Genomic DNA, 21052 nt, shown 5'->3' on the forward strand with positions numbered 1-21052 from the left:
GACGGTCGGAGGGACCATATGGCTGCCAATAGTACGCTCGCGGTGATGTCGCCTGAACAAGGCCTCTCGCGTTATCTGACGGAAATCCGCAAGTTTCCGATGCTGACCAAGGACGAGGAGTTCATGCTCGCCAAGCGTTGGTCGGAACACCAGGACCCCGAAGCCGCCCACCGTCTCGTGACCTCGCACCTTCGTCTTGTGGCCAAGATCGCCATGGGGTATCGCGGCTACGGCCTGCCGATCGGCGAAGTGATTTCGGAGGGCAACGTCGGCCTTATGCAGGCCGTCAAGAAATTCGACCCGGACAAGGGCTTCCGCCTGGCGACCTACGCCATGTGGTGGATCCGCGCCTCGATCCAGGAATACATCCTGCGTAGCTGGTCGCTCGTGAAGATGGGCACCACCGCCGCGCAGAAGAAGCTGTTCTTCAACCTGCGCAAGGCCAAGAGCCAGATCTCAGCCTTCGAGGAAGGCGACCTGCACCCTGAACACCTCGCCGCCATAGCCACCAAGCTGGGCGTCAGCGAGGAAGAGGTCACCAACATGAACCGCCGCCTCGGCGGCGACGCCTCGTTGAACGCGCCGCTGCGCGCCGACGGCGAAAGCGAATGGCAGGACTGGCTGGCCGACGATACGGCTGTATCCCAAGAAACCCAACTCGCCGAAGACGAGGAAAAGGGCATCCGCATGAGCCTGCTCCAGGAGGCCATGGAGGAGCTAACCGATCGGGAAAAACACATCCTGACGGAACGTCGTCTAAAGGATGATCCCGTCACCCTGGAAGAGCTGGCTGGCGAATACGGCGTGTCGCGCGAACGCGTCCGCCAGATCGAGGTCCGTGCCTTCGAAAAGCTGCAAAAGGCCATGCGCGCCGCCGCTGAGGAGCGGAATCTGGTCGACGCCTGACCCAAGCTGAGGGGTGGCCCTCAGGCTTGATGCATCAAGACGCCCGCGCCATCTCGGCGGCGGGCGTCAGCCGTGCGGTCGCCAGAATTTCATCGATAGGTGACGACAACCCCGCCTTGGTCACGGCGCCTGACGCCATGAAGGCCTCCAGCCCGCCAGCCGCGATAGCCAGTTTGGCGTCGCCCGCCTTGACCGCCAGCGTCTTCAAAGTCTGAGCCTGCTGATGAATCGCGCGCACGGCCTGGGCCGGGTCCTGGTCGAACTGGGATATGGCCGCAGCCAGAATGCGGATCGCCTGATCCTTAACGTCGATCTTTCCGGCTGCGGCGGAACCGTCCGCCCGACGTTTGCGCGCCCCGGAATATTCGCCCGAGTTGAAGCGGCGTCGGTCAGGGCCGACATAGCCGACGGCCTCCACCCAAGGTCGTGACTTCAGGGCGACGTTCTCGACCCGTTTGAACAAGTCGCCGATCGTATAGGGCTTGCGCAGGAACTCATGCACGCCGGCGTCTCGCGCGCCCTTGATGGCGGCGGCGGTGGCCTCATTGGTGATCATGATGATCGGGGCCGTGCGGCACGCCATGTTGGAACGCCGAATCCGTCGCGCCAAGCTCTCGCCGTTCAGCGCTTCGCCCGCATGTTCGGTAAAGATGATTCCCGGCTCGACGTCGCGCAGCAGTTCCAGCGCGCCTTCCTCATTGACCGCGACATAGACCTCGCGCGCGCCCAGACCCTTCATGATGTCGGACAGGAGTCGCGACGAGGCGATGTTCGGCTCGACGATCACGACCCGGCGTACTGCGGGTTCGATGCGGCTCAGGGTTCTGGCGTCGGCGGTGAACAAGGGCTTCTGCTCCGGCTTCAGCCGGAAACCTAACCGTTGCTGGTTAAGGCCCGTTGAATCGAACCGCCTTTTCGTCTCACCCCTGGAAGGGATCGCGCATCAGGATCGTGTCGTCCCGCTCAGGGCTGGTCGACAGCAGGGCCACAGGCGCCCCGATCAACTCCTCGATCCGACGCACATATTTGATCGCATTGGCGTTGATGTCCTTGAAGCTGCGGACCCCGGCGGTGCTTTCGCTCCAGCCTTCCAGTTCCTCGAACACCGGCTCGGCGGCGGCCTGGGCCTTCAGGCTTGACGGCAGATAGTCCAGCACCTCGCCATCGACCTTGTAGCCGACGCAAATCTTGAGCGTCTTCAGCCCGTCCAGCACGTCCAGCTTGGTCAGGGCGATGCCGTCGATGCCGTTGATCGCCACCGATTGACGCACCAGCACGGCGTCGAACCAGCCGCAGCGCCGCGCCCGGCCGGTGTTGACCCCCACCTCACGGCCGACGGTCGCCAGATGCTGCCCCACCTCGTCGTCCAGCTCACAGGCGAACGGGCCTTCGCCGACGCGGGTCGTATAGGCCTTGACGATACCCAGCACATAGCCGACGCCGCGCGGACCGATGCCCGATCCGGCGGCCGCCTGGCCCGCTACGGTGTTGGAGCTGGTGACATAGGGGTAGGTGCCGTGATCGACGTCCAGGAAGGCGCCCTGCGCCCCTTCGAATAGCACGCGCTTGCCGTCCTTCTGCGCCTGATCCAGCACGCGCCACGCGGGCTTCACATAGGGCAGGATCTTTGGTGCGATCTCCAACAGCGACGCCAACAGCGCCTCTGGATCGATCGGCTCCAGCCCCAGACCGGCCCGAAGCGGATCATGGTGCGAACGCAGCCGGTCGATCTTGACCTTCAGGTCGTCTTCATTGGCCAGGTCACAGACGCGAATGGCGCGGCGACCGACCTTGTCCTCATAGGCCGGACCGATGCCGCGACCGGTCGTGCCGATCTTGGCGCCGGGCGCGCTGGCCGCCGCTTCGCGCGCCACGTCCAGCGCGGGATGGATCGGCAGGATCAGGCAGGCGTTGTCGGCGATCGTCAGAATATCGGGGCTTATGGCCACGCCCTGGGCCGCAATCTTCTCGATCTCGCCGACCAGGTGCCAGGGGTCCACCACCACGCCGTTACCGATGATCGACGGCTTGCCCTGCACCACGCCAGAGGGCAGCAGGGCAAGCTTATAGACCTTGCCGTCCACGACCAGCGTATGACCCGCATTGTGACCACCCTGGAACCGCACGACCATGTCGGCGCGGTTGGACAGCCAGTCCACGATCTTGCCCTTGCCCTCGTCGCCCCACTGGGCGCCGACTACAGCCACGTTCGCCAAAGCCGTCTCTCCGCTTGAATGCGGGCGCAGCCTATAGCGAGGGAATCATCCGATGTCGTCCCGTCATGCGCAATTATGCGACTTCGGCCGCAGCCGTCTCGAACGCCCACTCCAGCCACGGCGTCGCCGCCACCACATCGGCGACTTCGACCGTGCAACCGCACCACAGCCTCAGCCCGGGCGGCGCATTGCGGTGGGGCTCCATGTCAAACAGGGCCGCTTCGTCTTCCAGCAGGGCCTTGAACCGCACTACGAAGGCTTTCTGTGCCTTGGCGTCCAGGGCCGCGATGCGCGGGTCGGTGAACTTCAGGCAGACCGAGGTGGTTGAGCGGATCTCGGGCCGTTCGGGCAAGAAATCGATCCAGGCGGTCCGCGCCACCCATTCGGCCAGGGCGGCGTAGTTGGCGTCCGTCCGCCGGATCAGTTCGCTCAAGCCGCCGATCCCTTGCGCCCACTCCAGGGCGTCGATCCAGTCCTCGATGGTCAGGATCGAGAAGGTGTTGATGGCCACCCCCTGCCCCAGGGCCCGGTCGAACCCCTTGCCGTCCGTCAGCCGCAACAGCTTGGGAATGGCTCGATCCGGCCGATAGGAATCCAGCCGCGCCACCGCGCGCGGCGACAGGGCCATCACGCCGATGCCCGCCTCTCCACCCAGCGCCTTCTGGAAGCTGAACGTCACGACATCCAGCTTGTCCCACGGCAACGGCATGGCGAAGGCGGCCGATGTGGCGTCGCAGATGGCCAGCCCCTGACGGTCGTCGGCGATCCAGTCGGCGTCTGGCACGCGCACGCCCGAGGTCGTGCCGTTCCACGGAAACACCACATCCTTGGACCAATCGGCCACGCTCAAGTCCGGCAGTTCGCCCCAGGGCGCCGTCAGCACCTCCGGCTCCAGCCCCAGATGATCCTTCACGTCCGTCAGCCAGGTCAGGCCGAAATTCTCGAACGCCACCACCTGCACCGGCCGCGCGCCCAGCATCCCCCACAGGGCCGCCTCGACCGCCCCGGTGTCGGATCCGGGCGTATAGACCAGCACATGGCTCTCCGGGACTTCCAGCACCGCCCGCGTCAGCCGCAGGCCATGGGCGAACCGCTCAACCACCTCCGGCGCGCGAATGCCTCGCCCCAGCAGATCCTGCGGCAGGCCCGCCAGACTATAGCCGGGCCGTTTGGCCGTCGGCCCGGCCGAAAACCACGGCCGCGCCGGCTTCACATCAGGCTTTGCGATCATGGTCTTTTCCCTTGCGCTACCGCGCTTCGCGCTGCTTGAGCCCGGCTCAACGTCCCGGCGTATAGGGCCGCTTGGCGCGCCAGTCTTCGGCGAATTTGACCAGGGCCGCGTCCGGCTCGTCCGGCAGGGTCACGATCAGCCGCGCCAGCAGATCGCCCCGCCGCCCCTGAGCAAAGGCGCCCCGCCCCTTCAGCCGCAGCAGCTTGCCCGAGTTCGAGCCCGCCGGAATCGTCATCTGCACCGCGCCCTCGGGCGTCGGAACCCGCACCTTGGCGCCCAGAACCGCATCGGGCGCCGACACCGGCAGGTCCATGGTCAGGTCCGCACCGTCGCGCTTGTAGATCGGATGCGGCTCGATCTTCAGCTCGATGAGGGCGTCACCGTTCTCGGCTCCACGTCCAGGCGAGCCCTGTCCGCGCAAACGAATGGTCTGGCCGTCCGCCGCCCCCTTGGGAATGGTCACATCCAGGGTCCGTCCGTCCGAGAACTGGATCCGCTTCGTCGCCCCGGCGATGGCGTCTTCCAGACTAATGTCCAGCGTCGCCTTCACGTCCTGACCGCGCGCGGTGAAGTCCCGCGCCCCGCGCTGACGTCCGCCCCCGCCGAACATGCCGAATAGGTCGTCCAGATCGACGCCTTCGAAATTGCCCCGGCCGCCCGGCCCTCCACCGAACCCGCCTGCCGCGCCGCCGAACGGATTGCCGCCCGTCCGCGCCCCGCCGCCAAAACCGCGATATTGCTCGTTGCCGTCATTATCCAGTTGGCCGGCGTCGTACTTGGCCCGCTTCTCGGCGTCGCCCAGGATGTCGAACGCCCCCGTCACCCGTTTGAACTTGTCCTCGGTGATCTTGTCGCCGGGGTTCTTGTCGGGGTGCAACTCCTTGGCCAGCTTGCGGAACGCCTTCTTGATCTCCTCCGCGCTCGCACCCTTGGAAACGCCCAGTTCCTTATAGGGATCGCCTGCCACCTGAGTTGCCGCTCCAACTGAAAAACCAAGAGGCCGTCAGTTAAGCCATGCCCCCGCCGCCGCAAAGGGCCGGACCCGGCATATTTGCTCAGATCAATCCGATTTCCGCCTCCACGCCCCAGCCGAACCCCTCGCCCCATTGCGCCACGCCGATCCGCGCCGCCTGGGTCACGCCGCCCGGAAAGTCCGCCGCCAAGTCAGTTGCGGAATACAGCAGCGTCGTCCCCTCGACCTCCATCGTCCGTCGCACCGCCCCGGCGTCCCTCACCCGTACCCGGAACCGCATTGGATCGACCGCCGCAGGATCTCCGTCCCATCCGTCGCCATACAGCCGCACGCGCGGCATCCAGCGCACCGACACCCCCGCCGCACCGGCCTCGACGCCCAGCCCCGCCGGCGACCAGGGTCGGGCATACAGGCCCTGTAAGCTGAAGCCGACCTCGCGGAACCCGGCCCCGCCCGGCGCCGCCCCCGCCGGTCCGACGCGACAGATCAGCGGCAGACCCCGTTCGTTGCGCCCGATCTCCGCCCGCGCCAGCCGCTCGTCCAGAAACACCACCACCGATCCCGCCGCCGCCCCGGTCTGCATCTCGACCTCGGTCCCCTGCTGGCCGCGCAGCAAGCCCGTCAGCCGCCAGGTCTCTGCTCCGACCAGGGTCGCCGACCGATATTGCACCACCTCCCAACCCGCCGCCGTCTCGACCGCCAGGGCGTTGGCTCCGCCCAGCACCGCCAATGCCGACGCGCTCTGCGGCGCAGTTCCCTCGACTCGCACCGTCAGCGCCTGAACCTCATCCCAGCGATACCGAACCCCCGGGCCCAGCGGCTCGACCAATACGCCGACCGTCGCCGCCGTCTCGATGTCCGCGCGCGCCGTCAGGATCTCCGCCCCGGCCCCGGCGTGCAGCCGCATCGCCCGCCACGGCTCCGCTGCCGCCGCCACGACCGGCCGCCCGTCGTCCTCGCCCCCCATCAGGGGCGGCAGGTCCATCACTCGCACAAAGGGCGCCCCGACCACGGCCGGCGCCTCGCCGCCGCGCCCGCCGGCCTGGTCTTCATAGATCCGCCGAGCCCCGACCGGCTCCAGCACCGCCGACGGCGTCTCGTCCGCCGTCGTCCGCGTCACCCGCCAATCCCCGTCACAGCCGTCCAGCCGCACCACATCCCCTGGCTCCAACCGCAGCGCCTCCAGCGGCCCCAGCGCCAGGCTGGTCGTCTCCGCCCCCGCCACGTCCAGCGCCCGCTCCGCCGCCGCCCGCGCCAGGCCGCCGTCGCACGCCAGCGGCAAGTCCAGATCCACTCCGCCGCCCGTCGCCGCCGTCCCGGCGTCCTCGGCCCGCGCCGTCACCGCCCCGGTCTGATAATCCGCCGTCTCGTCGATGAACCGCACCCGCGCCTCGCCGGGTCGAGCCTCCAGCGCCCGCGTCGCCGTCTCCGCCGCCCCTTGATCCGGCAGGGCCAGGGCCTCGCGCCTCAGATCCGTGCAAGCCGCCGTCCGGCCCAGCACCGCCACCCGACCGTCCCGTTCCGCCGCCACCGCGTCGAACGCCGCCAGCAACGGCTCCAGCGCATCGCGCGACCGCATCGGCCGGTCAATCACATAGCCGGCCGCCGCCCCCTCAATGCCCTCCACCGCTATTTCGTCCGCCGCCAAACCGCCCCGCGCCAGCACCGCCGCGATCAGGTCGCGCCCGTCCCCTGCCAACCGTCCGTTCAGCCAGTGCCCGGCCCGCCACGCCCCGGCATCCGCCCAGACGTCTCCTCGCATCGGAAAGGCCGGATAGGGCCGCGCGTCCCAGCACCAGACGTCAGCCCCCTCCAGCATCGGCCCGCCATAGACCGCCGACACCGGATTGTTCTCGGCCCGGCCATAATGGCCCAGCACCGCCTCCAGGACCCCCCGCTGCACCGCGTCGTCCCGCGCCCCGTTTGATCCCGGCGGGAGACGGCTTTCGCTGCTCTTGGGGTCCTGAAACAGGTTGGGCGCATTGCCGCCCCGGTCCACGGCCGCACAGCCGAACTCCGACAGCCGGACCGGCTTCATGCCGGGAACCCAGGCCGTCGGTGTCGCCGCCCGTACCCCGCCCGACCGGTCATGATGAAGGTTCGACCACCACCCCTTCAGGTCCTTGGGCCGGAACAGCCAGTCCTCGCCATGCGCCGTATCGACGATGGGTGTCCGCACCTGCGCCACCCGATCCGCCTCATCCGCATAGTACCAGTCGAACCCTTCGCCGCCCGCGACGCCCGCCGCCAGATAGGCCGGGTCCGCCGCCCCATCGAACGCCCCGGCATCCACGCCGCCGTCGCCCTCGCGCCAGTCGGTCAGCGGCGGATACCAGTCGATGGAGACATGATCGATATTCGGATCTGCCCACAGCGGATCCAGGTGAAACACCACCTCCCCGCCCGTCTGCCGCCCGAAATATTCGCTCCAGTCGGCCGCATAGGACAGTTTCACCCCCGGCCCGACCACCGCCCGACACGCTTGCGCCAGCGCCCGGAATTGCTCGACCGCCGGAAAGCCCCCGGCTGCATCCCGCGTCCAGGTCACGCCCCGCATCTCCGAGCCGATCAACAGGCCGTCCGCCCCCTCTTCGGCCGCGATCCGGGCATAGTGCAGCGCCATCCGGCGCAGCCCCCAATCCTCGGCTCCGCCGAACAGGGCCGCGATCTCCGCTGTCGCCCCCGCCCCGTCTACGCCCGCCACCCGTCCGCGCCACGGATAGCCGGGGCAGTCCATAAAGACGAACGGATACAGCGTCACCTCCAGCCCCCGCGCCTTCAGCTCGCGGATCGCCTGTCGCACACTCTCGTCCGACGGCGTCCCGCCATAGGCCGGCGCCCCGTCCACCTGACTAACCTCATAGGCCTCTCCGCGCCCAACCCCCGCCATCGACCAGTCCATCGGCTCGGTCGGCTTGTCGCGCCGCTCCACCCCCGGCCGCACCCGGCAATGCCTGGCCCGCAGATCATCCCCGAACCAGCCGATCAGCAGACTGACCCGCTTCAGGTTCGGCAGCTGCGCCTGTAGTTGGTCCAGCGACACGATCAGGTCCGCCCGACCCTCGCCGTTATGCACATTTTCCGCCGTCGTCCGTGTCAGTCCCTTGCGCCGCACCACCGCCTGCGTCGCGAGGGCGAACTCGCCCGCGCCGGGGATCAGGCACACCCCTTCCAGCAGATCCTCCAGCCGCGCCTCTTCCCCGCGCGGTCGCCGGAACACCTCGAAACTCAACTGCGGAACCCGGTCCCCGAACGGCCCCAGCGGCAGATCCTCGAACACCACATAGGCCGTGCCGCGGTAGGCCGGAGCCTCTCCCTCGACCGTCTCGATCAACGGGTCCGGCATCTGCGCCTCGCCGCCGCGATACACCCGCATCGCCACGCCGCTCAGGTCCATCAGCCGCCCGTCGGCCCAGACCCGGCCGACCCCGTCGATTTCCCCCTCGCACAGGGCCACGGCGAAGCTCAGCGAATAGACATAATCGACCGTCTTCGGCCCGCCCTTGCCGGCCTGTCCTTTGTTCTTGCCCTCCAGGAACCGCGCCGCCCAGATCACCTGACCCGTCACCCGCGCCCGCCCGAACACACAGGCCATCGGCGCGCCTTCCGCCGTCCCCTGCACCTTCAGGGCCTCCAGCCTCGGCCCGACCTGCCGCGCCGGCGACAGCGACTCGATGACCCGATTGTCGATCGCCCGCCCGATCGTCGCCCCGATCACCCGCCCGACCGGCCCCCCGACCGACTGCCCCACCGCGCTCAGTACGACTTGCGCCATCTACGCCTCCTTAGGAAACCGGAACGCGGCGACCAGCCTTCGCCGCCACCACATCCCCATCCAGCTCTCCACCACCGCCCGTCCCCAATAGGCGTGGATCATCCTCAGCTCCGGCCCGCCGCAGTCGCTCAGAATAGCGCAGTGTTTCACCGCCGCCCCCTGCGACATCCGGAACAACAACACATCCCCGGCCCGCATGGCCTCGACCGGAACCGGCTTCAGACACCGCCCCGCCGCCTCCAGCAGGGTCTCGCGCCCGCCGGTCTCGGCCCAGTCCGGCGAATAGGCGGGCAGCCGCTCCGGCTCCGCCCCGACCACCTCGCGCCACAGCCCGCGCACCAGCCCAAGACAGTCCGCCCCCACGCCCTTCACACTGGCCTGATGCCGATACGGCGTCCCCAGCCAGGACCGGGCGGCAGCGACGACCGCCGCCGCACACCCCTCTCCCTCCCCCTGCGGGGGAGGGGGGTCGAGCCGGAGGCGAGACCGGGTGGGAAGGGCCAGGCGACCCGCGCCCGCTCCCCCTGCCGCCCCCACCCCGTCATCGCTGCGCGCTGACGCCCCTCCCCCGCAGGGGGAGGGAGAGTTCTTTATCGCCCCCCTCACCGTCGGCTCCCGCCGTCGTTCCGCGCGCCTCCCGCCGGATAGGCCGTCAGGAAGTCATCCCCCGGCACGTCCGCGAACCCTCGGAAATTCACCCCGTTCCCGAACGTCCCGACACAGGTCTCCCACCGCTTGTCACAGCGCCGCCCCGCCGCCGCGATCCCGCAGCGTTCATCCCCCAGCCGCGCATCGCACATCCGGCCATAGGTCCGCCCGACCACCCGCTCCAGCTTGGCCAGCGGCCCTTCCAGATCGGCCAGGAACCGCCCCTGCTCGCGCCGCATCCGCGCTAGGGTCCCGCCCCACAGCCGTACCTTCAACCCCGGCTCGGACCAGTCCACCCGCCACAGCTCGACCTTCGCCCCGTCGAACAGGCCCGCCGCCACGTCAGCCTCGGTGATCGAGGCGTCGTCCAGCGCCCCCGCCGCCGAGGCCGCCCCCGCCGCCAGGCCGACCGCGCTCTCCGTCGCCCCCGTCGTCCAGCCGCTCCCGGCCCGACAGATCAATCCGTCCACCACCAGGTCGCGGTCATGATCGGTGAACCCCGTCACCACTCCGTCGGCCCGCTCCAGCCGCCAGACATGACAAAGCCCTACCGCCCCGCTCTCGATGCGGGCGGCCATTTCGTCCGGTATGTCGCGCATGATCAGACCCGAACCTCGATAAGCGGAACCGCCGCCATCCGTCCTGCGTCGAAACTCTCCAGCGTCGTCTCGATCCGGTCCGTGTCGAACCGCACCGGGGTGTCGAATAGGAAGCCCGCCGTCACCATCACACCCACCCCGGGCGCGACTGCCAGCCTCACCGCCCCTGTCGCCGCGTCCACCACAAAGCCGGAAACCTCGACGCCCCCAACCGCGATCCGAACCGACCCCTCGACCGGCTTGACGATCGGTCGCTCCACATCGCCGTAGACCTTGATCAACTGGAACGCCGTCCGCACTCCGTCCCCAGCGCCCAACGCCTGATCCGTCGCCGACATCGTCCGGCTCGGCGCGCACGACTTGAAGTCGGCAAAGTCCTTAAATCTGAACCCATGCAGCCGCCCCCGCCGCGCCTCAAAGAAGGCGAGCAACTCGGCCATGTCGTCCAACGATCTCAGGTTCGCTCCGATTAGATACCGTCGCCGCCCTAGCGCCCACGGCGTCGACCGCCGCTCGAAACCCGAGGCCAGCGTCGCGATCTCCGTCCGCCGCTCAACCCCGCCGGTCGAACCAAAGGCCAGCCGCGCGGGCAGGCGCACTTCATGGAAGTCCATCCGAACCTGTCCCCTGTTTCACTTGTTCGCAAAGCCCCGCTCGTCCATGCTCTCTGCCAACGCGGCCGCAACGGCCGTATCGAGACGGGAGCGAAGACTTGCGCGGCGAAATCCTCAGCTATGACACCACCGCCGGAACCGGCCTGATCAGCGGCGACGACGGCGCGCGCTACAGCTTCGTCTCATCCGGGCTTCAGTCGCCGGCCGTCCCCGCTGCCGGCGTCCGCGTCGATTTTGTGCCTGAGGGCGCGGAGGCGACCCAGATCCTGATCCTGGCCGGCGCTCCCTCCACCGTCGGCGTCGCCGGCGGCCTGTCCGCCCCGACCGACAGCACCGTCGCCGGCTTCGATTGGCAGAAGCTGTTCCTATCGTTCGAGGGCCGCACCCGCCGCAGCCATTTCTGGATCGGCTGGTTGATCCTGCTGGGCGTCGGCGTCGTCGCCGGCTGGCTGCCGATAATCGGCGGGCTGATCTCCCTCGCACTTATCTGGCCCAACCTCGCAATCTCGGTGAAACGTCTGCACGACATGGGCAAGACCGGCTGGCTGATCGCCATCCCCTGGGCCTCGTCCATTGTCTTCTTCATCGTCGGCCTCGTCATGGTCGGCATGGCCGCCGTCGCCAACGGCATGACCGACTACGACTTCGACGAGGACCCCGCCGCCATGCTGGCCCTGATCGGCCCCGGCATGATCGCCTTCCTGCTCTCCGCCGTCGTTCCCCTGATCTTCCTGCTGTGGATCGGTCTGGTCGAAGGCCAGAAGGGCGACAACCGCTTTGGCCCGAACCCCAAGGGCGAATAAGTCCGACTAGGGCGAGTGGTCGGCCTTCTTCGCCGCCACTCGCCTCTCGAATCTACATCCGTCTCGCGCCCAGGCTGACCGCCCGCGCCAGCATCTGGGCCACCTGGGCCTCGGATCGCAGCAGAGCCGACGCCCCGCCGTCCACCGTCACATTGACCGTAACCCCGCCCGCTGACGCCAGCCCGATCTCGCCGCCCGTCACCGGCCGAAACACCTCCGGCCCGCGCTCCCCGACCAGATAGGCGGCGCCTCCCAGCACCGGTCCCCCGTCGGCCCGCGCCCCGCCGAAACTCGACATCGCCGCCTGGATCGCCGCGCTCAGTCCGCCGCCCGAACCGCCCGATCCCGCCGCCGCATTGACCGCGTTCAGCACCGCCTTCGCCAGTTCCGACAGCGACACCTCCCCGTCCGCCGCCGCGCGCGCCAGCGATCGGGTCAGGCTGTCGCCGGCCCGTCCGAACGCCGCCTCGATGGCGTTGGCCGCCTCCTCCGCCGGCCCCTTCAGCGCCTCCAGCGCCGCCCCCGCCTCGGCCGCATTCAGCGGCACATCATCAATCCCGTCGCGCCCGAACTCATCCGCCATCCGGCCAGTCCTCCATCAGTTTCGCCAGCCCCGCCCGCCCCATCGGCGCCGTCCCGCGCGGTGCCTCGGTCAGCATCCGCCACTCCTTCAATGACAGCCGCCAGAAGGCCTCGGGCGCGATCCCCATCCGCATCGCCGTCCGCAACATCTCGCCCCAAGGGGTCAATTGGGGCGTCTGTTCAGACGTCACCGCACCGCCGCCTCAAACGCCGCCGCCACCGCGCGCGCCGCCTCGCGCGGATCGACCGCCTCAACCGTCGGCTCGAACTCGCCGCCCCCGCGCAACACCGCCGCCAGCACCACCATCAAATCCCGCGCCGACAGGGCCTTCATCCGCTCTGCCGCCGCCGTCAGCCCCTCGACCCCCAGCCCGGTCTCGATCTCCGCCAGCGCCCCCAGCGTCAGACAAACCCGACGCCGCACCCCGCCCAACATCACCCCCGCCTCGCCCCGCGCTCCAATCTCCCCCCCTTGGGGGGAGAGGGCCGCCCTTCGGCCCGAGGGGGGCAAGTCACCGCCGCTCATATCGCCGCAAACCCGATCTCGCCCGCACTCGCCAGGCTCAGCGCGAACGTGGCCTCCCCCTCGTGCTCCCCGGCGTATTCCAGCGCCGCCACCAGGAACGGCCCCTCCAGCACGCCGAAGTCCGGCACCACCAACCGCCAGCGCTTCCCCGCCTGATCAAAAAAGGCCTCGCGCACCAGGGCGTCCGACGCCGCATCGCGGAAGATCCCCTGGCCCGACACCGCCGCCGACTTGACGCCCGCGCCCGCCAGCAGTTCGCGCCACCGCCCGGCTCTGTCGCCGTCGGTCGCATCCACCGTCCGCGCATTCAGCGAAATCGTCCGCGCCCTCAATCCCGCCACCGTCGTGAACACGCCCGGCGCGCCCTCGATCTTCAGCAGCATGTCCTTGCCCGCCTGTGCGGTCATCGGCCTTCTCCCACCTCTTCCGTCAACGCCCTCAGCCGCACCACCGCATAGGTCCGTCGCCCATCCCCGGCCCGAAACACGTCGGCAAAGTTCGCTCTCAGGGTCGCCGTCCGCACCCCGTCCGCCTGCAGCACCGTCTCGTGCAGACACGCCCGCACCGCCGCCGCCATGGCCTTGGCCTCTTCCGCTCCGGCGAACCGCGACACCCCCGTCAGGGTCAGCCTCTGCTCCACCCCGCCGCCTTCCGCCGCTACTGGCCGGCTCTCACACCGACCGAGCGTCAGATAGGGGCAAGCCGTCCCCTGCGGCGCCTGATCGAACACTCGCGCGCCGACGAGGGCCGCCACCGCCGCATCCGCCTTCAGCGCCGCCAGAACCGCCTTCTGCAACGCGCTCTCATGATCCCTCATCGCACCCGCTCCAAGCCCAGCTTGACCCGCCCCAGCCGCAGCGCCTCCACTGAAACCAGGTCCCAATCCGCCCCGCCGAACCGCAGAACCCGCCCGACCGTCAGGCGTTCGTCGGCCCGCGCCTCGGCGCTCAGATTCTCCACCGTCCGCCGCTGATCCCCTTCACCTCGCTCGCCCCGTCGCCGCGTCCCGCATTTCAGCCAGGCCGACCCGACCGCCTCGAACGTCACGCTCCGCCCGCCATAGGGCGTCTCCGCCTCCACCGCCCGGAACAGCCCCGCCAAGGTCCTCACAGCCGCACCACCCGATGGGGAGCCACCCATTCGTCGATCGGGGGAACACCCGCGTCCTCCCCCCGCTCATAGGCCCGCAGCACCAGCATCAGGATCGCCAGCCTCAACCCCGCCGGCGAGGTGGAGGTCAGGCTCAACCCCACATCGGCCTCCACCCGCGCCTGGGCCGCCGTGATCAGGGTCTGGATCAGCCCGTCCTCGGCCTCATGCTCCACCCGCAAAAACAGCTTCGCCTCCGCCACCGTCACCGGCTGCGCCATGGCAGTCTCCATCGTGAAATTTCGTCCTTCTCCCCTTGCGGGAGAAGGTGGCCCGAAGGGCCGGATGAGGGGTCGCTGAACTCCGAACCCTTCACCCGCCCGCGCCAGAACGACGGCTTCGCCGCCGTGCGCGGCCTCCCCCTCCCGCAAGGGGAAAGGGAGCGTCACGGTCACCCCGCGCTGAACTTCATCACCTTCACCGCGTCGAAGTTCTGCACCCCGCCGCCGACGCGCTTGGTGGTGTAGAACAGCACATAGGGCTTGGCCGAATAGGGATCGCGCAACACCCGCACCCCCGCCCGGTCTACGATCAGATACCCCCGCTGGAAGTCCCCAAACGCGATGGACAGGCTGTTCGCCGCCACATCCGGCATGGTCTCGATCTCGGTGACCGGATAGCCGAGCAGGCTCGCCGTCTCGCCCAGCCGCGTCGCCGGCTGCCAGATATAGTTGCCGTCCGCGTCCTTGAACTTGCGCACGGCCGAGACCGTCTTGCGGTTCATCACGAACCGCCCGTTCGGCCGGTACTGGGCCTTGGGCGCATAGATCAGGTCGATCAGCCGGTCCGCCGGACTGGTCGGGGCAAACCCGCCCGTCGCACCCGACGCCACATAACCGATCTGCCCCCAGGCCTGACCCGCGTCCGCCACGGTCGGATAGGTCAGGAAGCCCTTCGGCTTGTTCACCCCGTCGCCGTTGACGAAGGCCTGGGTCTCCTGCGCCGCAAAGGCGTCCTCCACCTCAGCCGCCAGCCATTCGTCCAGATCGACCATGGCGTCGTCCAACAGGGCCTGGGTCGCCGCCGGATTGGCGTACAGATCGGCTGACGGGAACTCCAGCAGGGCCAGGGTCGCCGGGTCCGTCTCCGGCCGTGCGGCCGTCTCCGCCACCCAGCCGCAGGCCACGCCCGCCGTCGACACCGGCTTTCTGAACACCCCCGCCGCCACCGTCCTGACCGTCGCGATCTCGCGCATCGGCGACGCCGCCATCAGCCGTCGCTCGATGGCCCGCTCGGTCTCATACGGCACGACATAGCCGCCCGAGGTCGCCCCGCCCGACAGCCCCGCCTTGACCTCCAGGGCGCCAGATTGACCGGTTTTCAGATACCCGTCCCAAGCCGCCTTCGCCTCCGGCGCAGACGCCGGCTCCACCGGCTCGCCGCCCGTCACGCCGCCGATTTGGGGACGCCTGTTCTGACTCATCACCCGATCCAGCCGCGCCTGCGCCGACGCCACCGCCTGGTCGATCCGCGCCACCTTCTCCTCCAGCAGTACATCGGCCGCCGCCTTCTTCTCGATCTCGCCCAGCCGGGCGTCATTCGCCCCTTTGAACGCCTCGAACGCCGCCATCATCTCGCGCACGACAGCCTGCGCCTCGGGATGCCCCGAGGCCTGTTTGGTCTCTTTCATGATGTCTCCGGTCTGAGCGCGCCCAATCGGGACACGCAGGGATTTCCGGGTCATAGGCCCGGAATTTCTTGAAGCGGGGCCGTAGCCTTAGTTGCGATCCATGCTACCAAAGCAGAATGGAAAGACTGAGTTTACGGCGGGCGGCGATTTGGGGCACGCTTGCCTTGATGCTGATCGCTAGCGTCTTTTACGGCCAGTTGGTCCCGTCGCCGCTTCCCGGTATTGGATGGCTCTGGCTCCTCATCCTATCGCCGATCCTGTTTGTCGCCGGTGTCGCCATCGGACTGCAATGTAGGTTTCCTGCTCTTCTGGCGTGGGCCCGCGCTAGACGCGCTCATGTGTCGCCGGAGCAGAAAAAGGCCCTAGCCGTCCTCACGGGATGGATGGTTCCGGTACTGCTTGCCCAAGCTTCAGGGATCAGTCTGGGCTGGCTTAGCCACTTGCTCGAGGGGGCGAACGCTTGGGGGGCTTATCTATTCGGCTATGCCATGTTCATAGCAGCCACGACTGGCGGCATGATCGGCAGACTTCGTGAAATAGACATCCTTCTGGCCACCGATCCAAAGGCTCCGGGCGGCTAGGCTTCCCTAGGGCGCGTCAGCCGAGGCCGAACCGCGCCCCCGGCAGCATGGGAAACGTCACCAGCGACACCTCCCACAGCTCGATCTCGCTCAGCACTCTTAAGCGCCCCTGCCTCCGCGCCCGCGCCGTGCGGTACCCGATCGACAGACCGTCCATCGCCCCCGCCCGGCTCAGCGCGGCGGCGAACCGGGCCTCAGGCGACCAGTCCTCGATCCGGCCACGCACGAACAGACCGCGTTCGTCCTCGATGATCTCGTCCCAGACCCCGACCGGCGCCCGCGCGTCATGCTGGTTCAGCATCCGCACCCCTTGCGCGCCCGTCTTCGCCAGACTGTCCGCAAACGCCCCCGCCTGCACCACGTCCCCGTTCAGATCCGCCACGCCCCACAGGGAGGCGTAGCCTTGGATCATCACATCCCCTCTCCCCTTGCGGGAGAGGGAGCGCGCGCACGGCGGCGCAGCCGTCGTCCTGGCGCGGTCGGGCGAGGGGTCAAACCAGCCCTTCCATCCACTACCGACCAACCCCTCATCCGACCTCGCTCCGCTCGGCCACCTTCTCCCGCAAGGGGAGAAGGGATCATTCGGCACCTTCATCTCGCCCCCTCCAACCTGCGCTCGATCCGCTCCACCGCCGCCGCCGTCGCCTCCCCTTGCGTCTCCAGCCGCGCCAGCCGTTCGGCCACCAGCCTCTGCTCCCCGACCCTCTGCTCCAGCGTCGCGATCCGCGCCGCCGCACCCCCGGCCCAGACCAGTCCCCCGACCGTCTGCACCGCAAGGGCGGCGATCAGGGCCGCCACGGCCTTCTTCACCGCATCGCTCATCCCTCAACCCCCGCCATCCGCCGCCGCTCCTCGTCCGTCAGGAAACTGGCCGCCTCCAGCCGCGCCCACAGGGCGTCCCGCTCGGGCTGCAGCGCCGGCACGGCCTCCAGGTCGGCCCGCACCTCGCAGCCGCGGAACCGTCCGCCCAGCCAGCCCGTCATCGCCCCCGCCGCCTTGCGCACCAGGGGCGCGATCGTCTGCCGCCAGAAGGCCGTGTTGGCCTCGCGATAGTTGGCGTAGGTCGCGTCCCCCGGTATCCCCAGCAGCTGCGGCGGCACCCCGAAGGCGAGGGCGATCTCACGCGCCGCCGCATGTTTGCCGGCGGTGAAATCCATCTCGGCCGGCGTCAGGCTCAGCGGCTTCCAGTCCATCCCGCCCTCCAGCAGGATCGGCCGCCCGGCGTTCTCAGCCCCGGCGTATGCGGACGACAGCTGCGCCTTCAGCGCCTCGAACTGTCCGTCCGTCAGCCGCTCGCCCTTCTGCGCCCCATAGACCAGCGCCCCCGACGGCCGCGCCGCATTGTCCAGCAGGGCCTTGTTCCAGGCGCCGGCGGCATTGTGCGCATCCACCCCCTGCGCCGCCGCCTCCAGCGGCGACAGCCCGTACCAGTCGTCCAGCGGGTGCCACAGTTTCAGCTGCATCACCGGCCCCCAGCCGTCCGCCGCCCGCCCGATCCGCACCGACCGTCCGTCGATGCAATACTCCCATGCCTCGGGCCAGCCCGACCGGCCGGGCACCACCTTCACCCGATCCGACCTCAGCGCCCACAGCTCCTCGGGGACGTCATCCCCGACCGCCTCGACCCAGGCGTTACCCGAGACCTGCAACGCGCCATAGACCGCCTCCATCAGCTCCGCCCCCGACTGTTCGGGATTGGGCCGGCGGATCAGCCGCGCCAGCGGATGGGCCTCGTCCCGCACCCCCTCCACAAACACCGCAAAGGGCGCCGAGGCCGCCGCCTCCGCGATCATGCGGATACAGCGATAGGCCACCGCATTCTTCTGATACCCCTCGCGCGCCAGGCTGGCGTAGTCGTTGGGCGTCCACCGCGCCCGCCCCACGCCCGACAGCAGCACCGCCGCCCGACTGGACTTCTCTTCCGGCGCACCCACGCGCCCCGCCTGGCCGAACGGCCACCGGATCGAAACCATCAAACTCTCCCTGAAAACTCTCCCTCCCCTTCATGGGGAGGGACGGCGAGGCGTCAGCCGAGCCCGGGTGGGGCCGTGCGATCCGGCGCGCCGCCGTCAGCCTCACCGTCTTTCAACCGCGTCCTGTCGGACCCCACCCCGATCGCTGCGCGATCGCCCCTCCCCATGAAGGGGAGGGAGAAATGCGGCCGCGCCATCCACCGCATCAACGGCCGTTCGACCCAGACATGCACCCCTGCGCCCGCCGCCAGACTGAGGCCGACGGTCAGCACCACCACCCCATCTCCCGGCAGGACCGCGCCCGCCTCGAACACCCGCCCGAGCGCCCGGATCACCAACACATGGAACAGGTAAACAGCATAGGAGGCGTCTCCCATGAAGATCAGCCCGCGCCAAACCGGCCCCTGCCGCCTCCGCGCGCCCACGACCGCCCCCAGCACCACCAGCCCCGCCGGCAGTCCCCAGATCGCCACGCGCGCCAACCCGACCCACGGCTGGTTCAGCGCCGCCTCGCCGTCGATCTCGCCATAGCCGAACCCCAGCGACAGCCCGAACCCGATCAGGCCCAGCCCCACGGCGACCACCCCCCATGCTTGGGGCTGACCGCGCCCCCAGCGCGCGATCCCCACCCCGATCAGGAACTCCAGCACCATCGGCGACCCGACGAACCTCAGCACCGGGGTGGCGACCGCAAGGCCCACGACCACCGCCACCACGGCGCCGCCCGCCAGCGCCCGTCCGGCCCGTCCGCCCCCTGCAATCGCCAGGCCGACCCCGGCATAGAACAGCATCTCGAAACACAGGGTCCATCCCGCCCCCAGGGCTGGAAACGTCATCTCCAGTCCGCTGAACGGCCAGAACAGAAAGGTCGCCGCCACCACATCGGCCGTCAGCGTCCCGCCCCGCGCCATCCCGACCAGGATCGGCAGGGACAACAGCCAGTAAATCGGCGCCACCCTTCGAAACCGTCGCCATAGAAACGCTCCCGCCGCGCGCAGCCCCGTCTGGCCCCGCGTCGTCGTGGCGATGATGAAGCCGCTGATCACGAAGAACAGATCGACCCCCGCCGCCCCGAAATCCTCCCACGGCCCGCCCGCCAGAACAGTCCCCAGCCCCAGCCGCCCCGCGCTCAGATCGACCGCATGGGCGACCACCACCCCCGTGGCCGCCACGCACCGCAACACCTGGATGTCGTCGAACCTCTGCCCCATCCGCCACGGTTAACACCGGCGCGAACCAGACCCAACCTCAGATCATCACCCGCGCCCGCACCGCCTGTGCGATCAGGGCCTGGCCCGCCGCATTGGGATGGACGGAATCGAACATCAGGCCCGGCGCAAACGTGCCGCCGAACAGGGCCGCGCCGTCGAGGGGCGCCGCCAGCCCCCTCTCCGCCGCCACCGCCACGGCCGCCGCCGCTATGGCCTGCTGCGTGGCGTAGCTGGCCTTGCTCTGGGCCGGATCCGACGGCGTCCCCGTCATCATCAGCACATCGCCACTGACCAGGGCCCGATCCACCAACAGCCTCAGACTGTTCTGATAGGCCGCGACCGCCGTCCCGTTGTTCCAGTCGTTGATGGTCAGACAGATCACCGTCAGATCCGCCCCTGCAACCGGCAAAGCCCCATAGGCCCGGTACGCCTGATCCGTCGTGGTCCAGTCCGCCACCCGCGACCCGCCCCAGCCGGCATTGATCACCTGCACCCGCCGCAGCTCGGATTTCCACGCCACGCCCCCGGCGATGAACACCGCCCCGCCCGAGGCTCGCCGCACCGAAATCGGCCCCGTCGTCTCGGGAAACCGGATCGTGTGCCGCTCCAGCCCCGGCGCCTTTAGCGTGTCGATGGTCGCGCGCACCACCCCGTCGGTCTCGACCGCGATCACCCCCAGGGCCGTGTTGCACACAGCATAGAGGTCGAACCGGTCCACCGGCCCGTCCGGCTGGAACGCCCAGGTCTCGGTTCCCCAGTCCGGCGTGGTAAACAACCGCCCGCCCAGACTGGCCAGGGTCGCGACGCTCCACCCGTTACCCAGGCTGACGCGCGGGTCATAGGCTCCGTATCCCCCGGTCGCCAGATCGCCTGCCCCCGCCCCGGCCAGCGACGCCGCCGAGGCCGGCAGACCGCCCGCGCGCATCAGATCCGCCAGCCGCTTCGGCCAGGCCGCCCCTCGCCCATCGGGCGTCCATCCGCCCGGCGCCGCGCCGAACCCCTGGGCCACGCTGTCGCTGACGACCAGCAGCCGCGCATCCCGCACGCCTGCCAACATCCCGCGCACCGCCGCCGACCAGCGCGGCAGGTCGGGCACATCGAACCCCGGTCGCGACGGCGCCAGCATCGCGCCTGGCGCCGTCGTCGTCGCCTCGACCGCCAGGCTCAATCGAACACCGCCACGACCTGGGCCGCCGTCGTCCCCGTGGCCAGAATCCGGCGCACCTGCACCGGCAACCACCCGACCGGATGATTGGCAAAGGTCACGGCCTCCCCGTCCTCGCCCCCCACCGTCAGCACCCGCAGGTTCCCCGCCGCCCCGACATACAGGGCCTTGGCATAGGTGGTCAGGTCGACCGTATCGCTGGGCGTCACCGCCGTCGCGCGCCGCCCCGGCCCGCTGGCGTCCCGCCCATGGCTCAGCAACCCATCCCGCTCCGCTATAGCCGGCATGTCTCTCTCCCTGAATGCAATGGATCGCCTCCGATCGGAGGAACGGCTGAGCGCGAGATCGGACGGGATCACCCGCCCGGCTCATCGCTATTTCCCGCCATGCCCAAACACTACCGCACCAGCGTCCTCAGGCGCGCAAACAGCCGCGACAAAAGCACAAGCCTTTGAAGTAAAAAGATTCAG

General features: G+C 69.2%; 25 protein-coding genes. 3 read left to right on the forward strand and 22 right to left on the reverse strand.

Features of this window, described 5'->3' with window-relative positions; genetic code table 11:
• Nucleotides 1-18 precede the first annotated feature (18 nt).
• Nucleotides 19-906, forward strand: a complete 888-nt coding sequence (gene rpoH, locus PKE72_RS01280; protein ID WP_267514364.1) for an RNA polymerase sigma factor RpoH — start codon at nucleotides 19-21, stop codon at nucleotides 904-906.
• A gap of 34 nt (nucleotides 907-940) precedes the next feature.
• On the opposite strand, the gene PKE72_RS01285 is transcribed toward rpoH, so the two are convergent.
• From PKE72_RS01285 to PKE72_RS01320, 8 genes are all read right to left on the reverse strand, one after another.
• Nucleotides 941-1750, reverse strand: coding sequence for a response regulator (locus PKE72_RS01285; RefSeq protein WP_271163664.1), 810 nt, complete (start codon nucleotides 1748-1750; stop codon nucleotides 941-943).
• Between the two features lie 76 nt (nucleotides 1751-1826).
• Entirely contained in the window at nucleotides 1827-3122 is a 1296-nt protein-coding gene (locus PKE72_RS01290) for an adenylosuccinate synthase (protein WP_271163665.1), read from the reverse strand.
• A 73-nt stretch (nucleotides 3123-3195) separates the two neighbouring features.
• Complete coding sequence (locus PKE72_RS01295; protein ID WP_271163666.1) at nucleotides 3196-4353, reverse strand: phosphoserine transaminase; 1158 nt, start codon at nucleotides 4351-4353, stop codon at nucleotides 3196-3198.
• 46 nt (nucleotides 4354-4399) lie between these two features.
• Entirely contained in the window at nucleotides 4400-5320 is a 921-nt protein-coding gene (locus PKE72_RS01300) for a DnaJ C-terminal domain-containing protein (protein ID WP_271163667.1), read from the reverse strand.
• A gap of 88 nt (nucleotides 5321-5408) precedes the next feature.
• The gene (locus tag PKE72_RS01305) at nucleotides 5409-9101 is read right to left on the reverse strand and encodes a baseplate multidomain protein megatron (protein ID WP_271163668.1); all 3693 of its coding nucleotides are present in this window, start codon (nucleotides 9099-9101) and stop codon (nucleotides 5409-5411) included.
• Nucleotides 9102-9707 carry an NlpC/P60 family protein gene (locus PKE72_RS01310; protein ID WP_309298331.1) on the reverse strand — a complete coding sequence of 202 codons (606 nt, stop codon included), beginning with the start codon at nucleotides 9705-9707 and terminating at the stop codon, nucleotides 9102-9104.
• Nucleotides 9704-10348 (reverse strand): phage/gene transfer agent baseplate hub protein, encoded by a 645-nt coding sequence (locus PKE72_RS01315; protein WP_271163670.1) that lies wholly within the window; start codon nucleotides 10346-10348, stop codon nucleotides 9704-9706. The genes PKE72_RS01310 and PKE72_RS01315 overlap by 4 nt, the downstream gene beginning before the upstream one ends.
• A gap of 2 nt (nucleotides 10349-10350) precedes the next feature.
• Complete coding sequence (locus PKE72_RS01320; protein ID WP_271163671.1) at nucleotides 10351-10962, reverse strand: DUF2460 domain-containing protein; 612 nt, start codon at nucleotides 10960-10962, stop codon at nucleotides 10351-10353.
• Between the two features lie 98 nt (nucleotides 10963-11060).
• Here PKE72_RS01320 and PKE72_RS01325 point away from each other — a divergent pair, with 98 nt between their 5' ends.
• Nucleotides 11061-11765 (forward strand): DUF805 domain-containing protein, encoded by a 705-nt coding sequence (locus PKE72_RS01325; RefSeq protein WP_271163672.1) that lies wholly within the window; start codon nucleotides 11061-11063, stop codon nucleotides 11763-11765.
• Nucleotides 11766-11817: 52 nt separating this feature from the next.
• Here PKE72_RS01325 and PKE72_RS01330 read toward each other — a convergent pair whose 3' ends face one another.
• The 8 genes from PKE72_RS01330 to PKE72_RS01365 form a co-directional block, all read right to left on the reverse strand.
• The gene (locus PKE72_RS01330) at nucleotides 11818-12348 is read right to left on the reverse strand and encodes a phage tail tape measure protein (RefSeq protein ID WP_271163673.1); all 531 of its coding nucleotides are present in this window, start codon (nucleotides 12346-12348) and stop codon (nucleotides 11818-11820) included.
• Nucleotides 12338-12538, reverse strand: coding sequence for a phage tail assembly chaperone (locus PKE72_RS01335; protein ID WP_309298332.1), 201 nt, complete (start codon nucleotides 12536-12538; stop codon nucleotides 12338-12340). Before PKE72_RS01335 ends, PKE72_RS01330 begins: the two co-directional genes overlap by 11 nt.
• Nucleotides 12535-12858 (reverse strand): GTA-gp10 family protein, encoded by a 324-nt coding sequence (locus PKE72_RS01340; RefSeq protein ID WP_373878063.1) that lies wholly within the window; start codon nucleotides 12856-12858, stop codon nucleotides 12535-12537. The genes PKE72_RS01335 and PKE72_RS01340 overlap by 4 nt, the downstream gene beginning before the upstream one ends.
• Nucleotides 12859-12869: 11 nt before the next feature.
• Nucleotides 12870-13280: a phage major tail protein, TP901-1 family gene (locus PKE72_RS01345; protein WP_271163675.1), complete on the reverse strand. Its 411-nt coding sequence runs from the start codon at nucleotides 13278-13280 to the stop codon at nucleotides 12870-12872.
• Nucleotides 13277-13690: a DUF3168 domain-containing protein gene (locus PKE72_RS01350; protein ID WP_271163676.1), complete on the reverse strand. Its 414-nt coding sequence runs from the start codon at nucleotides 13688-13690 to the stop codon at nucleotides 13277-13279. The genes PKE72_RS01345 and PKE72_RS01350 overlap by 4 nt, the downstream gene beginning before the upstream one ends.
• A complete protein-coding gene (locus PKE72_RS01355) occupies nucleotides 13687-13983 on the reverse strand; it encodes a phage head-tail adapter protein (protein WP_271163677.1) in 297 nt (98 codons plus the stop codon). Before PKE72_RS01355 ends, PKE72_RS01350 begins: the two co-directional genes overlap by 4 nt.
• The gene (locus PKE72_RS01360; protein WP_271163678.1) at nucleotides 13980-14243 is read right to left on the reverse strand and encodes a head-tail connector protein; all 264 of its coding nucleotides are present in this window, start codon (nucleotides 14241-14243) and stop codon (nucleotides 13980-13982) included. The genes PKE72_RS01355 and PKE72_RS01360 overlap by 4 nt, the downstream gene beginning before the upstream one ends.
• A 170-nt stretch (nucleotides 14244-14413) precedes the next feature.
• Nucleotides 14414-15652, reverse strand: coding sequence for a phage major capsid protein (locus tag PKE72_RS01365; protein WP_271163679.1), 1239 nt, complete (start codon nucleotides 15650-15652; stop codon nucleotides 14414-14416).
• 116 nt (nucleotides 15653-15768) lie between these two features.
• Between PKE72_RS01365 and PKE72_RS01370 the strand changes: the two genes are divergently transcribed.
• Nucleotides 15769-16233, forward strand: coding sequence for a hypothetical protein (locus PKE72_RS01370; protein WP_271163680.1), 465 nt, complete (start codon nucleotides 15769-15771; stop codon nucleotides 16231-16233).
• Nucleotides 16234-16249: 16 nt separating this feature from the next.
• Here PKE72_RS01370 and PKE72_RS01375 read toward each other — a convergent pair whose 3' ends face one another.
• From PKE72_RS01375 to PKE72_RS01400, 6 genes are all read right to left on the reverse strand, one after another.
• The gene (locus PKE72_RS01375; protein WP_271163902.1) at nucleotides 16250-16645 is read right to left on the reverse strand and encodes an HK97 family phage prohead protease; all 396 of its coding nucleotides are present in this window, start codon (nucleotides 16643-16645) and stop codon (nucleotides 16250-16252) included.
• A gap of 179 nt (nucleotides 16646-16824) precedes the next feature.
• On the reverse strand, nucleotides 16825-17055 hold the full coding sequence (locus PKE72_RS01380) for a hypothetical protein (RefSeq protein WP_271163681.1): 231 nt from the start codon (nucleotides 17053-17055) through the stop codon (nucleotides 16825-16827).
• Nucleotides 17052-18206 carry a phage portal protein gene (locus PKE72_RS01385; protein WP_271163682.1) on the reverse strand — a complete coding sequence of 385 codons (1155 nt, stop codon included), beginning with the start codon at nucleotides 18204-18206 and terminating at the stop codon, nucleotides 17052-17054. The genes PKE72_RS01380 and PKE72_RS01385 overlap by 4 nt, the downstream gene beginning before the upstream one ends.
• 53 nt (nucleotides 18207-18259) lie before the next feature.
• Nucleotides 18260-19417 carry an acyltransferase family protein gene (locus PKE72_RS01390; protein WP_271163683.1) on the reverse strand — a complete coding sequence of 386 codons (1158 nt, stop codon included), beginning with the start codon at nucleotides 19415-19417 and terminating at the stop codon, nucleotides 18260-18262.
• Between the two features lie 37 nt (nucleotides 19418-19454).
• Nucleotides 19455-20585 carry an SGNH/GDSL hydrolase family protein gene (locus tag PKE72_RS01395; protein ID WP_271163684.1) on the reverse strand — a complete coding sequence of 377 codons (1131 nt, stop codon included), beginning with the start codon at nucleotides 20583-20585 and terminating at the stop codon, nucleotides 19455-19457.
• Nucleotides 20582-20869: a spike base protein, RCAP_Rcc01079 family gene (locus PKE72_RS01400; RefSeq protein ID WP_271163685.1), complete on the reverse strand. Its 288-nt coding sequence runs from the start codon at nucleotides 20867-20869 to the stop codon at nucleotides 20582-20584. Before PKE72_RS01400 ends, PKE72_RS01395 begins: the two co-directional genes overlap by 4 nt.
• Nucleotides 20870-21052: the final 183 nt, after the last annotated feature.

This window comes from Brevundimonas intermedia (assembly GCF_027922165.1).
In the GTDB taxonomy this organism is placed as follows: domain Bacteria; phylum Pseudomonadota; class Alphaproteobacteria; order Caulobacterales; family Caulobacteraceae; genus Brevundimonas; species Brevundimonas intermedia.